The organism is Bradyrhizobium sp. WSM2254, assembly GCF_000472645.1.
GTDB classification, from domain to species: domain Bacteria; phylum Pseudomonadota; class Alphaproteobacteria; order Rhizobiales; family Xanthobacteraceae; genus Bradyrhizobium; species Bradyrhizobium niftali.
In genome coordinates this window covers 67,223-82,654 of sequence record NZ_KI421444.1, presented here as the reverse complement: position 1 = coordinate 82,654, position 15,432 = coordinate 67,223, and the positions used below count along the sequence as shown (strand labels likewise).

Genomic DNA, 15,432 nt, shown 5'->3' with positions numbered 1-15,432 from the left:
TCGGACGCAGGAGCCGCTCTTCTCGTTCCGCGCACCATCCTACCGACCTGTCCCTTGGTACAATGAACCATATGACAATGGTGAAGAATACGGCGTTAGTCGTAAATCGCCCCGAGCGGGAGTTGCGACATCGGCGGCACATTTCCTGTGGCGAAATATCAGTCTAGCAGACCAATTCAGCGATCAGTTGAGGAGTTGGCCTATGTTTGTGCGCATCACGACAGACGTGTCTCCCCGCCCCAATTCGCTCAAAGACCTCGGCATGACGAGCGAGTCAAATCCAATCGTCAGTTTAAACGAATTTACATATAGAAAGGGCACGGAGATCTACGGCGAGAAGGAACCTGCGGATTACGTCTATCAGGTCAGGTCTGGTGCAGTGCGAAGCTATAAGCTCCTGTCGGACGGTCGCCGCCAGATTGGCGCTTTCCACCTCGCCGGAGACATTTTCGGACTTGAGAACGGCAAGGAGCATCGGTTCACCGCCGAGGCGATCGTGGATACCACCGTCCGGCTGATCAAGTGGCAAAGCCTGGAGCTGGTGGCGGAGAGCGACGCGATGGTCGCGCGCAACCTGCTCAGCATGACGACGACCAACTTGCAGCACGCCGAGGATCACATGCTCCTGCTCGGCCGGAAGACGTCGCTGGAGCGCGTCGCCGCTTTCCTGCTCGAAATGGACAAGCGGCTCTCCGGGGTCGATGTCATGGCACTTCCGATGTCCCGGCGCGATATCGCCGATTACCTCGGCTTGACACTGGAGACCGTCTCGCGGGCGATATCGCACCTTCATGATCTCGGTGTCCTCGGCTTCATCGGCAATACCCAGCGCCAGATCGTGCTGCTGGACCGGCAGCAGCTCGCCAGTCTCGACCTGCAAAACTGAGCGCGACTGCCATTCGTCAACGTGAGATCACCTGGTGAGATCACCTGGCGTCCGGCAGTTTGGTCACTCCGAGATCGTCGAGCGTCTTGCGCAAGACCTCGAACAGGACTGCGGTCGACCAGCCGAACATCAAGATGCCGTTCATCGCGGTCATCGGACCCGTCAGCCGCCATGCCTGTATGGGCGTGATGTCGCCGTAACCCAGCGTGGTGTAGTTGACGAAGGCGAAATAGATCAGGTCGCTACCGGCCGGCGCGGCACCGACCATGGCATAGGCCAGCGCCCAGACCAGAACCTCCATCGTGTGCGACACCATCAGCGCCGACGCTGTTGCGACCATGACGGCCATCAGATGCAACCGCGGCCGCGCGGCATATCCCCGCCCGGCGGTGCGGGCGATGCCGATGGCTCCCACGGTCACCAGGGCGTGGATCATGATGTTGATGACGCTGACGATCGCGCCGACAAGGAATTGACCCGCCATTGTGCTCGCATGGGCAAGGCGCAAGGCTGTTCATCGCCTCACGCCGGGTTTCAGGCCATTCAGTTTTTGGGCGTGAACGCGCCCGTCGCCGCCTTCATCGCCGACTCGCCCATGCTCCTGGCCTGATCGGTCAAGGCCTGCATCTGCCCCTGAAAGAATTCAGATTGAAGCTGGAGCGCATCCTGAACGTCCTTGGCCTGAACGAGCTTGTCGCCAAAGTCGAACGTCGCGCTGGCGTTGCGCTGCATGAAACTGCAAAACTGCTTGGCCTGGTCCGCGATCGGTAGCGGCGAGGAACTGAGCCCCCTCTCCAGCAGCTCAAAATACTCCGCATTGGCCTTTCGCAACCGCGCAAGCGCTTCGGTGAGCATCCCGCGGATGTTCTCGGCGGATGGATTGATCTCTGCCATGACAATACTCCCTGTGATTTATGCCGAGAGCCCCCCGAACCAGGCACCGAAATAGCCGGCGTAGAGGGCCGGCACTTCCAGGTTCATCGAATGTCCGATGTTTGGGACGACCACGAGCCGGCATTCCGGCATCGCCTCGGCCATGGCGCGCAGGTCGGTGGGCGGGATCCAACCATCCCATTCGCCCCACAGCACCAAATGCGGATGCCGGATCTCCGACATGCGGCGCTCCAATTCCCTGCTCTCCCGCTCCCGGGTGAGATTGACCGGCGTTCCGATCCAGATGCCTTCGGAGACACCAAAGGTCTGCTCGATGATCCGGTCGAACAGCGCCTGGATTTCGCCGAGTCCCTCACGGAAGCGCGGAATCGCGTTCGGGACCATGCTGTCCGGCTCGAACAGCGAGGACGCGGCGGTCGCCATCACGGTCCGCGTCAACTCCTTGCTTGCCATCATCGCCCGGAAGAGACCGATCTGGTCGGCATTGAAGGACATGCCAAGCGGCGTCACCGGATCGAGCGCGAACACCCGCCCGAACCGCTGCGGCTGCATCAAGAGCATACGGGCGGCGATGATGCCACCGGTCGAGTGGGTTGCCAGATGGCAAAATCCGATCTCCAGCGCATCGAGTGCCGTCAGCATGTCGTGCGCATGCTGCTGCATCGAATAGTTGGAGTAATCGGCGGCGGGCTTTGGCCGATCGCTTTCGCCGCAGCCGCGCCAGTCGATCCCGATCACCCGCAGCCCGCTCGGAAACATTGGTGCGGCAAGCTCGATCCAGTCCTTGCTGGCCAGATTGCCGTGGATGAAGACGACGGTGACGTCGCCTCGTCCCCACTCCCGCCAGCCCAGCTCGACGTCGCCCGCGCGCACCCTCGGCATGAACCGACCCTACTTGTTGAGACCGGCCGTCGGCGCCGCACCTGGCGGCGTCGGGGCGACCGGGATGGCCGATGCCACCGCGCCCTTGATCATGCGATCGGTGCCCATCGGCGATGACGTGTCGACCGTTCCCTTGGTGACGAAGTCCACGACGTCAGCCGAGAACTCCACCGGGTTGTCGGTGTGGATGAAGTGTCCGGTCTCCGGATAGATCTTGAGCATGGGCCGGTTGCCGGCGTTGGTCATGCGCGTCATGAACGGTGTGATCACGTCGCGCCCGAGATCCGTCAGCCCGTTGAAGGCGGGCGTCGGAATGAACGGCTCCTTGTCGCCGAACGCGAGGAAGATCGGCGCCTTGACCTGGGTGACCCGCTCGTAGAGATTCTTCGGATCATCCTGCTGGAGCTCCGCCCCGATCGTGTAGATGTCGAAGATGAAGACGTTGCACCACTGCTCGAGCTCTTTCGGATTGCCCTTGATCATTCCGACGCGCTGCTCGGTGTGGAAGCGAGCATATTCGCTGTCGCTGAAGAAGTAGCCGCTCTTCGCCGCCGAAACCACACCGGTGTTGGGATCACGCTTCTTGAAATAGAAGAAGTCGCGCACGCTCTGTTCGTCGCGCGCCTTCTCCGCGGCAAGAATGCCGGTCTGGTCCCAGACTTGCTTCCACTTGTCGAAGTCGCGCCCCTGGCCCTGCTCGAACAGCGGCGCCTTCTTGTCCTTGGCGATGGTGATTTCGCGCGGATACTCTTCGAGACCGGACGGCGCTTCGAGTGCGAGACCCTGCACCGCATCCGGCCAGGTCAGGGCATAGCCCACCACGAACTGGCCACCGAGCGAGTGGCCGAGATAATAGGCCTTCTTGACGCCGAGCTGGTTGACGACGAGGTCGTTGATGACCTCACGCATGTCCTGCATGGTGCGCGCCGGGCTCTTGTCGAGATTGCCGGGTCCGGACATGCCGTAATGCGGCAGGTCGGGCACGATCACGCGGAGCCCGCTACGCAGCGCGTACTGCATGACGTTCCCGTAATGGCCACCGAACGCGCCCTTGCCATGGATGATGACGAGCACTTTGGGATCCTTGTCGGTGCCGGCATACTCATCCATGTAGCCGATCTGCCAGGTGGTACCGCGCGCGTCCTTGGCATTGGCGTATTTGACCGGATAGGGATAGGTCACGGCGTCCTTCCAGAACGATTTCGCCGGATCGATGTTCTCGGCAACGCCAGGCACGCGATAGTTCTTGTCGACGAACTTTTGCGCGCGATCGAGCGCCGCGACGTCGTCCATGAAGGCAACGAACTTCGGGTCGTTCTTGCGCTGGTTGATGATCGGGAACACGCCGTAATGGGCGACCGGGCTCTCCTGGGCGATCAGGTCGGCGCCGGGTACGCGATCGACGGCCTTCTGCGCCAGCTTGAAGTTCAGCCAGAGGTCGTTGGTGATGTGCATCACCAGCGTGCGCGCCTGGATGCGGCCGAGGTAGGGATTGATGTTGTGGGTCTCGCCGACCCGGTTGCGCCAGACGAGGTCGACGGCGTCATAGAGCTTGGCGCGATTGGTGACGTTCAAACCGGCCTTCTCGTTCGGCGCATCCCAGTAGAAGATTTCGGGCTGGACTGCGGCCCAGTTCTGGGTCGTGCGGAAGGCAAAGTCGTAGCCCGTCATGCCGAGGATCGACCAGCCGAAGGCGACGCCCGGCATCGGATGCTTCTCCTTGGGCAGCTTGTAGTAGTCGCCCTTGGTCGCCTGCCAGACCGGATCGCCCTCGATCGCGGCCGTCATCATCTGGAAGGTCCAGTTGCCGACGGGGTCTTCGCCGTCCGATTGCGTGGTGCCGCCGATCGGCATCATGGCGTTGACATATTCCGGATGCATGACGCCCCAGACATAGGTCTGCGTGCCGCCCATGGAGACGCCGGTCACCAGCGCGACGCGCGCGACCTTCAGCCCGTCGCGCAGCAGGCGGTAGTTGGCCTGCACCATGTCGTAGTAGCTGTATTGCGGAAACTTGATGCCGAGGCCATCAGACGGCTTGCTGGCACCCCAGGTGCCCAGCGGATCGACCATGATGACATAGTACTTGTCGGTATCGATCGGCCTACCCGGGCCGACGATCGGCACGCCGCCGGACAGCGGGGCGCCAACCACCCACTGCTCGTACATGTCGGTCGAATCGCCGGAATAATAGGAGCTGATGACGACGGCATTGGTGATCTCGCCGGCCGCGTTGCGCTTCGCGTTGCCGATCGCGATATAGGCGGTGCGCAGCTTGCCGGCGCCGAGCGATTCCAGCGTCACGCCCCCTTCCCCGCCATTCTCCCATTTGGAGGGATTGGCGAGGTCGTACTTGCCGCCGAGGCGGAAGTTAGCGACCTCGTAGGTCTTCTTCAGCCCGTCATGCTTCTCTTGCGACGATCTGCGCGTGAAGGGTTGTGCAACTGCGAGAGCAGTGCCGACCAGCAATACGATCAGGCTGACGAAGCAACGCTTCAAGATCCCGGTCCCGATCATGACGAACTCCTCCCTGCGCAGTTTTCAGAAACGCTAGAAAGGAGGACACCGGGAGCATTGATCTAACTCAATGGAATCCGATCGCCGAGGTTGAGGATCGCAGGCATCAGAACGCCGGTAGTTTTGCGCGATGCCTTTCCTCAGCCACGGCTCATATCGGATACGCTATGAGCTCGACGGGCCCGCTGGTGCGCCGGTCTATGTGCTGGTCAACGGGCTCACGCAATATGCCGAGCTTTGGAATGCCTATCGTGAGGCCTTGGTGGCGCGCCGCTTCCGCGTCGCGACATTCGATCTGCTCGGCCAGGGCGCCTCCGACAAGCCGGCCCTTTTCATCAGCCAGGACGACCAGGTAACCGCGCTCCACCTGTTGATCGCCGAGCTCGGCGACGGTCCCATTTTCCTCAGCGGCATCAGCTTTGGCGGGCTGATCGCACTGCGCTATGCCATCGAAGATGGCGATCGCATCTCCGGCCTCGTGCCAATGAGCTGCTTCGCCGAGCTGACGCCGCAGCTCCTTCTGCTCGGCAATGCGTTGCGGACCGGGCTGATCCTCGGCGGCACCGGCTACCTCCAGGATCTGCTGTTGCCAATGAACCTGTCTGACCAATGGCTAAAGCCGCTGCTCGACAAGCTCGACAGCGTCAAGCGCCAGGGCTGGCTGGTCAACGACCTGTACGCGCTTCAGAACTTGATGGAATCGTTCCTCGATTTCCAGCCCCTCACCCCGCGCCTGTCCGCGATCTCCGTGCCGACGATGATCCTCAACGGCGAGTTCGACTTCCTGACTCCGCGTCATCTGCACGAAACGCTGCGCGTCGAAATCCCCAACAGCTCGCTGGTGATCATTCCAAGAGCCTATCATGCCTTCACGCTCGAGAAGGGCGCGCTCACCGCCGAACTGCTCGCACGCTTTGCGGACGACGTGCTGGCCGGACGCTGGCAGGGCAACAAGGCCGTCTGGATCGCGCCGGAGGAAGCCGGCGGCGAGCTCACGCCATTTCCCGCCGGCTATGATCATTTGCGGGCCATCCCCGTTCGGGTAGCGCCGCCATGAGCAGATTTCTCGGACCGCTCGATTCCGAAGGCCGCGTGCCGCCGCACCAGCAGACACGCGTAGCTGCGTTCCTGATCTCGGCGCACGGCGCCTTGGCGCGGCAGTTCGCAATGGCCTTGCCCATGCGTATCGAGGCTGCCTGGCAGACCGAGTTGAACGCGCAATTCTATCGGGAGTCCGAGATCGTCTCGCTCTTGCAGCGCACGGCCTCCTGGGTGCCCGACATGGCCTTGGGCTACATGGCGGCCTCCTGGGAAACGGCCTGGTTTCCCAAGCCGATCGAGGGGATAACCAATCTACCCTTGGCCCTGCCGATCGATCTTGCGACGCTGGCTCACGCCGTTCATGCCGGAATCCGCCCGGCGGCCCTGCTGCCGCTAGGCGCGAATGCCAACGATCCCTTCGTGTTCGCATTGCGCCGCATTGAATTCGAGAGCGGCCGGCTCTTGCAGGCGCAAATTCTCTTCCTGAAAGGCGAGAGCCTCGTGCCGTTTCGCGACACCGTCAACGCGGCGCTTGAGCAGCGCCACGCGGAAGTCCGAAGACTATGGGTGGAAGCCCTTGAGAGCGCCGGCGTCACCACGTGACGTGGGATTGATGACAAGCCTTGACGCAGATCAAAGGAGTGCGCCGACCGCTCGCCAACATCGTCTCATCGTCGCCTTTCTTTGATCGCCTCTGCTGACTGGAGTTCCCATCATGAGGGCCGTTTCCGTCGAAGAAGCCGTTGCGATGATCCCGTCCGGTGCGAGCATCATGGTCGGCGGTTTCATGGGCGTCGGAACGCCGGAGCGCCTGCTCGACGAAGTCGTACGACAAAACAAGACCGGTCTCTCGGTCATCAGCAACGACGCGGCGACGCCCGGAAAAGGTGTCGGCAAGTTGTTCGATGCGGCCCTCGTCTCGCGCCTCACCGCGACCCATATCGGCCTCAATCCGAAGGCCCAGCAGCAAATGCTGGCCAACCTGATCGCCGTCGATCTCATTCCGCAGGGCACCTTCGCCGAGCGCATTCGCGCAGGCGGGTGCGGTCTCGGCGGCGTGCTCACACCGACAGGTGTGGGCACCCTGGTCGCCGAAGGCAAGCGCCAGATCGAGATCGACGGCCGGCCATTCCTGCTCGAGACCGCACTGCGGGCGGAGTTCGCGCTGGTCCACGCCTTTCTTGCCGACTATCTCGGCAACCTCTCCTACGCGCTCACGGCACGCAACTTCAATCCGGTCATGGCGATGGCGGCCGACACCGTGATCGTGACAGCGGAGCACATCGTGCCCGTCGGCGTCATCGCGCCAGACCACGTGCTGACACCGGCGCCGCTCGTCGACTATCTCATTACGAACCCGAACGGGTGATACATGGACGCACAGGAGATCATCGCCCGGCGCGTCGCGCAGGAACTTCATTCCGGCGACCTCGTGAATCTTGGGATCGGCATCCCGACGCTGGTCGCCAATTACGTTTCGTCTGACCTCAAGGTATTCTTTCAGTCGGAAAACGGTTTGATCGGCACCGGACCAATCCCCGAGCAGGGGTTGAGCCATCCGCTGCTGACGGACGCGGGTGGACGCCCGATCAGCGCGCTGCCGGGTGCCAGCACGTTCGACAGTGCGATGTCGTTCGGGTTAATCCGCGGCGGCCATGTCGACGTCACCGTCCTTGGCGGCCTGCAAGTCGATGCGCAGGGCCATCTCGCCAACTGGATGATCCCCGGCAAGATGGTGCCGGGCATGGGCGGGGCCATGGATCTCGTCAGCGGCGCCAGGCGGGTCATCGTCGCTATGCAGCACGCGGCGAAGGGAAAATCCAAGATCGTCGCCAAATGCTCTCTGCCCCTGACATCGGCGCGACCGGTGCATCTGGTCGTGACCGACATGGCGGTGATCGCATTTCCCGACGGCAGGGCCACCCTGCTGGAGACCGCGCCCGGCATCAGTGTCGGCGAGGTCATGGCGGTGACGGACGCCGAACTCATCGTTCCCGACAACGTCCCGGAAATGAAGATCTGAGCAGGTGACCGACATGCGGACATTCAGCGACTTCAGCGAAATCAAATCCGCCGTGGGCACCGAGATCGGCGTCAGCGACTGGGTCGAGGTGACGCAGGATCGCATCAACCAGTTTGCCGAGGCGACCTGCGACCAGCAGTGGATCCATGTCGATCAGGAGCGCGCCAGGAAGGAATCGCCCGGCGGCACCACCATCGCCCACGGCCTGTTGTCGCTTGCACTTGCACCGCTCTTCATTCGATCGGTGATGGGTCTCAAGGGCCTGCGCAACACCCTGAACTACGGCGCGGACAGGATACGATACCTGGCGCCCGTGCCGGCGGGCTCCAAGCTGCGCGGCCGTGTCACCGTCGCCGAGGCGGAGGACGTGCCGCCCGACGGCCTGCGCGTGAACTACCATCTCGTGATCGAGATCGAAGGTGGCAAGAAGCCGGCCTGCGTCGCCGAGTTGATCGCGCTCCACTATCGCTGAGCGGCGCGGAAGACGCGCGCCGGTCTCGTTCAGTCGATGATGTGATAGCCACCGTCGATATAGAGAACGCCGCCGGTGATCAGCTTGGCTCCGTCGAGCGCCAGAAACGCCGTGGCGTTGCCGACATCGTCGATGCTGACGAGGCTGCGCGCCGGCGCCTTCGATTGTGCCTTGTCCATCAGCTCGTCGAACTCCGGGATGCCCGATGCCGCGCGGGTGGCGAGCGGTCCCGGCGAGATCGCATGCACGCGGATACCTTTAGGGCCTAGTTCAGCGGCAGCGTAGCGGACGGCCGCTTCAAGCGCTGCTTTTGCCACGCCCATGATGTTGTAGTTCTCCACGACCATCTGGCTGCCATAGTACGTCATGGTGAACATCGTCCCGCCGTTCTTCATCAGCGGCTCGGCGAGATGCGCCATGCGAAGGAAAGACCAGCAGGAGACGTCCATCGTCTTCAGGAAGCCGTCGCGGCCGACGTCCACGACGCGTCCGTGCAGCGCCTCTTTCGGCGAGAAGGCGATCGAGTGCAGCAGAAAATCGAGCTGCCCCCATTCCTTCGCGATCCGCTCGAACACCGTTTCGGTTTGCCCCTCCACCATGACGTCGAGCGGCATGAAGATCGGCGCCTCCAGCGCCTGCGCCAGCGGCTCGACGTGCTTCTTTGCACGGTCGTTCAGGTAGGTGACCGCGAGCTCGGCGCCGAGCGCGCGAAACGCTCTTGCGCATCCCCAGGCGATGGACTGGTCGTTGGCGATGCCGACGACCAGGCCCTTTTTCCCCTTCAGGGCAACCTTGGTATCGGGAAATACCGGAATCATGACACCCTCTCCTGTCTGGGGTTGGTCGATGGTGTGTTGACCAGCAGCGCCAGCGTGTGCTGGGCGATCATCAGTTCCTCGTCGGTCGGCACGACGTAGACGGGGATCAGACTCTCGGAACGCGATATCAGCTGCGAATTGCGGGAATTCTCGGCCGGGTCGAGGCTGACACCGAGCCATCCGAGCTGCCCGACCACGCGCGCGCGGATGGTCGCGGAGTTCTCGCCGATGCCGGCCGTGAAGACGAAGGCGTCGAGGCCCTGCAAGGCGGCCGCGAGCATGCCGGCATTGAGGCCGATCCGGTACACGAAATAGTCGATCGCCAGCTTCGCCCGGGCGTCTGCGCTGGCCTCGAGCTCACGCATGTCGTTGCTGACGCCCGAGAGCCCCTTCAGTCCGCAATCGCGATAGAGGAAGTTCTGCACGTTCGACGCCGACATGCCCTTTTCGGAAATGAGATAGAGCACCACACCGGGATCGAGCTGGCCCGGGCGCGTTCCCATCGGCAATCCGTCCAGCGCCGTGAAGCCCATGGTGCTTTCGACGCTCTGTCCTGCCTTCAACGCGCACATCGAGGCTCCGCTGCCGAGATGGGCAACGATGACCCGGCGTTTCGCAACGTCCGGCGCGATGTGCGGCAGGGCCTTCGCAATGTATTCGTAGGACAACCCGTGAAAGCCATAGCGCCGCACGCCCTCGGCGTGAAGCTGATGCGGGATTGCGTAATGGTCGGCGACCGCACTGTGCGTGCGATGAAAGGCGGTATCGAAGCATGCCACCTGCGGCAGCGTCGGGAAGCCGGCAAGGATCGAGCGGATCGGCGCAAGATTATGCGGTTGATGCAGCGGTGCAAGGCTGACGAACCGTTCCAGCCGGGCGACGACGCCATGATCGATCCGCACCGGCCGATCATAGTCCGGACCGCCATGCACGACGCGGTGCCCAACCGCGATCGGGTCGATGCGAAGCTCGTCACGCAACCAGCTCCCCGCGATCGCCATCGCGGCCGGAACGTCCGCGACCGCCTCGATCGGGTAGGCGCGGTCGGCGAGCGTATCGCCATTCGCGCCGCTCGCCCGCAATCGCGGACGGCTGCCAATGCCGTCCATCTGGCCCTTGAGCTGCCGCCGCAGCCTCCCCTCTCCCTCGATCGAAAAGACCTGGAACTTGACGCTCGAGGAGCCCGCATTGACGACGAGAATCGTATCCATGATGGTCACGCGGCAACTGTCGGGGCGTGTTGACGCCGGGCATTGGCATAGAGCGACGCCACCGCGCAGGATGCCATGCGCGCCCGCGGCGAGTCCGCCCGTGACGTCAGCACGACGGGCACCCGGGCGCCGAGCACGATGCCGGCGCCGTCGGCCTTGGCAAAGTAGGCCAGGTTTTTCGCCAGCATGTTGCCCGATTCGAGGTCGGGAACGACGAGGATCTGAGCCCGGCCGGCGACCTCGGACTTGATGCCCTTGATGCGCGCGGCCTCGGGATCGATGGCATTGTCGAACGCGAGCGGGCCGTCGAGCACGCCGCCGGTGATCTGCCCGCGATCAGCCATCTTGCAGAGCGCAGCCGCCTCGATCGTCGAGGGAATCTTGGACGTCACGGTTTCCACCGCCGAAAGGATTGCCACCCGCGGCGTCTTGCCGAATCCGGCCTCATTGTAGAGATCGATGGCGTTCTGGATGATGTCGCGCTTGGCATCGAGATCGGGAAAGATGTTGATCGCGGCATCCGTCACCAACAGGGTTTCGGCATAGACCGGCACGTCCATCACGAACACATGGCTGATGCGCCGGTCGGTGCGCAGACCGCCCACCTTCGCGGTCACCGCGCGCATCAACTCATCGGTGTGAAGGCTACCCTTCATGAGCATTTCGCCCTTGGCTGCGTGGATCAGCTCGACACCTTTGGCGGCGGCCTCCTCGCTATGCGCGGCGTTGACGATCTCGAAGCCGGAGATGTCGAGGCCGCCGCTGCGCGCGATATCGCCGATTCTGCTCGCGGGCCCGACCAGAATCGGCCGGATGATCCCGGCCCCAGCACTCTCGACGGCGCCGCGCAGCGAGGTTTCGTCGCAGGGATGCACCACGATTGTCGGAACCGGCGGCGCCGCCTTTGCCGCCGCAATCAACCGGTCATACTTGCTGGGAGACTGCGTTTGCCTTGCTTCGGCTGACATGATGTCGCTCCCAATCCTTGCGGACAACCTTACGACGCCTTCGCCTTTGGATCGAAAGGGGCGACGTTCGATTCTCCTTCACTTGTATCGACGCCGAACAACGCCGCGACGCGCCGGAGACGACTTGCGCGTTCGCCCGTGATCTCGCCGCTTGCGGAGAGCACCTCGCGTATCGCCGCGAAGGCCGCACGCCGCTGGTTGACATCCTCGGGCAACAGCTTTTGAACGGCTGCCAGAGCAGCTTCCCGATCGATCAGCAGCATGAAGAACTGCTCGCGGACCAGCATCTTGAACTCCGGAAGCGTCATTCGCTGTCCACTGTAGTCGCGACGGATCTGGCGCAGCGCCTCGATGCTGCGCTCGTCGACCATTCCCCGCGCCGACCCGATGTAAAGCAGGCTTCGAATGGCCGCCTCGCGCAGGCCGCCCTCGCCAATCCCGGATTTCAGCTGCGCAACCCGCTTGTCCAGCATAGCGCGATGCTCGGCTGACATGTCGCGCCGGCGCGACGGCTCGGATTTCGAATCGATCCCGAGCGCGGCCTGCACCGCCGGCGAGCCGTAGAGGTTGAGAAAGATCGTTTCGCTCAATGCCTCCTGTGCGTCACGCCAGCTGTCGAGTGCGTGAACGATCTGCTTGGACACCTGCTCCTGAAATGCAAGGAACGGATTGTCCTTGGCGACCGGCTTGCGGTTGTCCTCGATCGCGTCAGCGGCCGACTTCACGGCCGTCATCCACGGATTTTGGCTGCTGAGCGCCTCATACTGAAGTCGCAGCGGGTGCAGGTGGCGCATCGTCTCTGCCATCTGCGGTGTGACCAGCTTCTTGATCCAGGGCTGGACGAACTTCTGGTAGGCGGCGAGGTTGAGCTCCGAGACGCGTTTGGCGGCAGCGAAGCGCCGCTCGTCCTCGGGTGAATTGCCGCCCATGGCGCGAATGTCGTCGAGCGTCCGCGCCTCGCACCGCATCACCCACTGGCCGACCACGAGGTCGGAGCTCGTTGTCTCCTCGCCCTTGGCTTCGAACGTGGCTTCATAGAGACCGGGCGGCAGCACGTCGATCAGATCGATATTGCTCGAGAACTCCGCGTGTTCTTTCTTGGCGACGCCGCCGGACACGAAGATACCGAGATGCCCAATGCTCTTGTGAACGGTGTAGACGATCGTCTGCCCATAGGCCCTGATCTCGTCGACGTCGGCGTAGCAATCGAGGATCCAGTCCAGCGCCTGTTGCGGCGGCGTGACGTTGTCGCCCTCGGAGCAGAACACCACGATCGGCGACCTGATGTTGCGCAGGTCCACCTTCTGGCCGTCGGACATCTCGATCTTGCCGGCAGCGAGATTGTTGCCGATGAAGAGCTCATCGACGATGAACTGGATTTCCTCGGCATTCAGGTTGACATGGCCGCCCCACCATCGCTCGAATTCGAGATAGCGGTTCGCCTCGGTATCGACCTTGGAATAGACGTTGTACTGCTTGGTCCACAGGGTGTTCGATGGATTCTGGTTCTCGAAGTTCTGCACCAGCCAGGCGCCGTCGAACTTTCCGGCGCCGAGATCGCTGGTCAGCGCGGTGAGCCAACTTCCACCCAAAAGGCCGCCGGAATAACGCATCGGATACTTGCCGTGCACGCCGGCCCAATAGGCGAGCGGCGCACCCGCGATGATCAGCGGCCCGAACAGTTCCGGCCGCAGTGACGCCAGGATCATGACGGCCCAGCCGGCCTGGCAATTGCCGATCACGCAAGGCTTTCCGTCGGCGTCTGGATGACGGCTGATGACCTTTTCGATGAAAATGGCTTCGGCACGCGCGATGCGTTCGATAGTCTGACCGGGCATCGGCTCCGGCAGGAAGCCGATGAAGTAACAGGGATGCCCGGCCTTCATCGCGACGCCGATCTCGCTATCGGCCTTGAAACCGCCGATGCCGGGGCCATGGCCCGCGCGCGGATCGATCACGACAAACGGCCGTCGCTTGAGATCAATCTCCACGTCCTTCGGCGGGATGATACGGACCAGCGCATAGTTGACCGGCTCGTCCAGCTGACGGCCATCCATAATCAGTTCGGCGGCATACTGCAGGACATGCGGCGCCGTCTGTGCGACGTGCTCCCGGTATTGATCGCCGCGCTGACGCATGATGTCCAGGAACAGCACACTCCGCTGGCTCGCGTCGACCATGTATTCCACGGCCGAAGCGACAAGTCCGGACAAGGGGCCGCCTGGCAGGTTTGGCTTTTCCATCGACATACTCCGCCTCGTCGTCGCGCGACTTCATCCAAGGCGCTCCGAGGCGTCCGACATTGATTTAGGTCAACGGTCGATGGTCGCTTGCGGCGCCGCGCCGGCGCGATCGGTCCTGATCCAGGCCACGGCGAGCTCCCAGGCCACCGACAAGATGATGGGTCCGATGAAAAGGCCGAGGATTCCGTGGCCGATCGTGCCGCCGATCACGCCGATCAGGATGACGAGCGTCGGGGTCGTCAGGCCGCGTCCCATCACCAGCGGTTTCAGTATATTGTCGAGAATGCTGACGATTCCGAGGAACAACGTCAGCATCAATGCGGTAGTGACGTCCTTGTCGGTCCAGATCCAGATCATCACGGGGAGCATGATGATGGCTCCGCCGATCTGCACGATGGAGAGCAACAACACCAGGAGCGCGAGCAAGCCGGCGATCGGAATGCCCGCCAACTTGAAGCCGATACCGGCCAGCAGCGCCTGAATGACGGCGATGCCGATCACACCTTGGGCTACCGCGCGGATGGTCGCGCCTGCGAGGTCCAGGAAGTGCTCGCTCTGCTCGGGCACGATCCGCGACAGGAAGCTCCTGCCCGCCGTCACGAGCTGCGGTCCATAGGGAAACAGGCAGCCGGCGACGACGACCGACAGCAGGAATTTGATGGTGCCCACGCCGGCATCGCCCGCGATGCCAAGGAGCGTACCGGCGAACGGCTTCAGATACGGCGCAATCCGTTGCAGGACCGCGCGGAGATTGGTCGAGGCCTGATCCCAGAACTCGTAAAGCGGTGCGCCGATCAGCGGCCAGGTCTTGATCGCGGCGGGCGGCGAAGGAATCGCCAGATCGCCTGCGGCCAGCTCGTCGGCAAAGTCCTTGATCCCGTCCACCGCACCCAAGCCGAGCCACGCCGCCGGCCCAATGACAATGGCGAGGTTAACGGCCGTGAGAAGCACCGCGGCAAGCTTCGTCCGGCCGCCGAGAATTTTGGCGAGGAGGACGAAAGCCGGATTGAGCGCGACAGCAAGCACGAGGGCCCAGACCAGAATCGTCACAAACGGGCGGATCAGATAGAAGGTCCAGACAATCAACAGAGCCAGCAATCCGAGTCGGATCACGAGCTGGATCACGTCCTCTCCGGTGAGAAGCTGGCGAAGTGTCTTCAAGGCCGCGTCCAGATCTGGTCTAAAGGGAGCTAGCCGGCGCGTTGACGTTGCGATCTTGATCTGGATCAAGCACCCGAGCGGATACGGCGACCTTATCGGCTGACGTCGGGCATGATCAGAGCCCAACCTGCCTGCACGGGAGGCCGCGATGTCCGAGGTCGCCAGCCACAGCGCGTCGGCCTGACAGTTCGGCCTGCATCATTGAAGCTCGACGCCAAGTGCGGAAAATCCCTGCCGGGCCTTCCCGGCAGGGGGGTTGTCTTGCGCGACCACGGTGGCCTCGGACGCGCAGCCATGCACCGTCCGAGCGCCACCG

General features: G+C 62.9%; 15 protein-coding genes. 6 read left to right on the top strand and 9 right to left on the bottom strand.

All coding sequences use genetic code 11. The features are described 5' to 3' along the window. The first annotated feature begins 202 nt into the window (after window positions 1-202). Window positions 203-886: a helix-turn-helix domain-containing protein gene (locus A3M7_RS0138105; RefSeq protein ID WP_027548570.1), complete on the top strand. Its 684-nt coding sequence runs from the start codon at window positions 203-205 to the stop codon at window positions 884-886. 40 nt (window positions 887-926) lie between these two features. Here A3M7_RS0138105 and A3M7_RS0138100 read toward each other — a convergent pair whose 3' ends face one another. From A3M7_RS0138100 to A3M7_RS0138085, 4 genes are read right to left on the bottom strand one after another with little or no spacing between them, the layout of a single operon-like run. Then, window positions 927-1,370, bottom strand: coding sequence for a potassium channel family protein (locus A3M7_RS0138100; RefSeq protein ID WP_027548569.1), 444 nt, complete (start codon window positions 1,368-1,370; stop codon window positions 927-929). Between the two features lie 59 nt (window positions 1,371-1,429). Continuing rightward, window positions 1,430-1,780, bottom strand: coding sequence for a phasin (locus A3M7_RS0138095; RefSeq protein ID WP_027548568.1), 351 nt, complete (start codon window positions 1,778-1,780; stop codon window positions 1,430-1,432). Between the two features lie 18 nt (window positions 1,781-1,798). Then, the gene (locus A3M7_RS0138090) at window positions 1,799-2,662 is read right to left on the bottom strand and encodes an alpha/beta fold hydrolase (RefSeq protein WP_027548567.1); all 864 of its coding nucleotides are present in this window, start codon (window positions 2,660-2,662) and stop codon (window positions 1,799-1,801) included. A gap of 9 nt (window positions 2,663-2,671) precedes the next feature. After that, window positions 2,672-5,179, bottom strand: coding sequence for an alpha/beta hydrolase (locus A3M7_RS0138085; RefSeq protein ID WP_027548566.1), 2,508 nt, complete (start codon window positions 5,177-5,179; stop codon window positions 2,672-2,674). 130 nt (window positions 5,180-5,309) lie between these two features. On the opposite strand from A3M7_RS0138085, the gene A3M7_RS0138080 reads away from it, so the two are divergent. The 5 genes from A3M7_RS0138080 (at window position 5,310) to A3M7_RS0138060 (ending at window position 8,715) form a co-directional block, all read left to right on the top strand. Next, the gene (locus A3M7_RS0138080) at window positions 5,310-6,236 is read left to right on the top strand and encodes an alpha/beta fold hydrolase (protein WP_027548565.1); all 927 of its coding nucleotides are present in this window, start codon (window positions 5,310-5,312) and stop codon (window positions 6,234-6,236) included. Next, on the top strand, window positions 6,233-6,823 hold the full coding sequence (locus A3M7_RS50115) for a hypothetical protein (protein ID WP_027548564.1): 591 nt from the start codon (window positions 6,233-6,235) through the stop codon (window positions 6,821-6,823). Before A3M7_RS0138080 ends, A3M7_RS50115 begins: the two co-directional genes overlap by 4 nt. Before the next feature lie 112 nt (window positions 6,824-6,935). Further along, complete coding sequence (locus A3M7_RS0138070) at window positions 6,936-7,589, top strand: CoA transferase subunit A (RefSeq protein WP_027548563.1); 654 nt, start codon at window positions 6,936-6,938, stop codon at window positions 7,587-7,589. Window positions 7,590-7,592: 3 nt separating this feature from the next. Beyond that, window positions 7,593-8,243 (top strand): 3-oxoacid CoA-transferase subunit B, encoded by a 651-nt coding sequence (locus tag A3M7_RS0138065; protein WP_027548562.1) that lies wholly within the window; start codon window positions 7,593-7,595, stop codon window positions 8,241-8,243. A 13-nt stretch (window positions 8,244-8,256) separates the two neighbouring features. Beyond that, complete coding sequence (locus A3M7_RS0138060) at window positions 8,257-8,715, top strand: MaoC family dehydratase (RefSeq protein ID WP_027548561.1); 459 nt, start codon at window positions 8,257-8,259, stop codon at window positions 8,713-8,715. Between the two features lie 29 nt (window positions 8,716-8,744). Here the strand turns inward: A3M7_RS0138060 and fabI are convergent, their stop codons facing one another. The 5 genes from fabI to A3M7_RS0138035 all read right to left on the bottom strand — a co-directional run bounded on the left by fabI (window position 8,745) and on the right by A3M7_RS0138035 (window position 15,116). Next, window positions 8,745-9,533, bottom strand: a complete 789-nt coding sequence (fabI, locus tag A3M7_RS0138055) for an enoyl-ACP reductase FabI (RefSeq protein ID WP_027548560.1) — start codon at window positions 9,531-9,533, stop codon at window positions 8,745-8,747. Next, the gene (locus A3M7_RS0138050; RefSeq protein WP_027548559.1) at window positions 9,530-10,744 is read right to left on the bottom strand and encodes an acetate/propionate family kinase; all 1,215 of its coding nucleotides are present in this window, start codon (window positions 10,742-10,744) and stop codon (window positions 9,530-9,532) included. Before A3M7_RS0138050 ends, fabI begins: the two co-directional genes overlap by 4 nt. A gap of 5 nt (window positions 10,745-10,749) precedes the next feature. Continuing rightward, the gene (locus tag A3M7_RS0138045; protein ID WP_027548558.1) at window positions 10,750-11,712 is read right to left on the bottom strand and encodes a phosphate acetyltransferase; all 963 of its coding nucleotides are present in this window, start codon (window positions 11,710-11,712) and stop codon (window positions 10,750-10,752) included. Window positions 11,713-11,741: 29 nt separating this feature from the next. Further along, window positions 11,742-13,961, bottom strand: a complete 2,220-nt coding sequence (locus A3M7_RS0138040; RefSeq protein ID WP_027548557.1) for a DUF3141 domain-containing protein — start codon at window positions 13,959-13,961, stop codon at window positions 11,742-11,744. A gap of 63 nt (window positions 13,962-14,024) precedes the next feature. Beyond that, window positions 14,025-15,116: an AI-2E family transporter gene (locus tag A3M7_RS0138035; protein ID WP_027548556.1), complete on the bottom strand. Its 1,092-nt coding sequence runs from the start codon at window positions 15,114-15,116 to the stop codon at window positions 14,025-14,027. Window positions 15,117-15,432 lie beyond the last annotated feature (316 nt).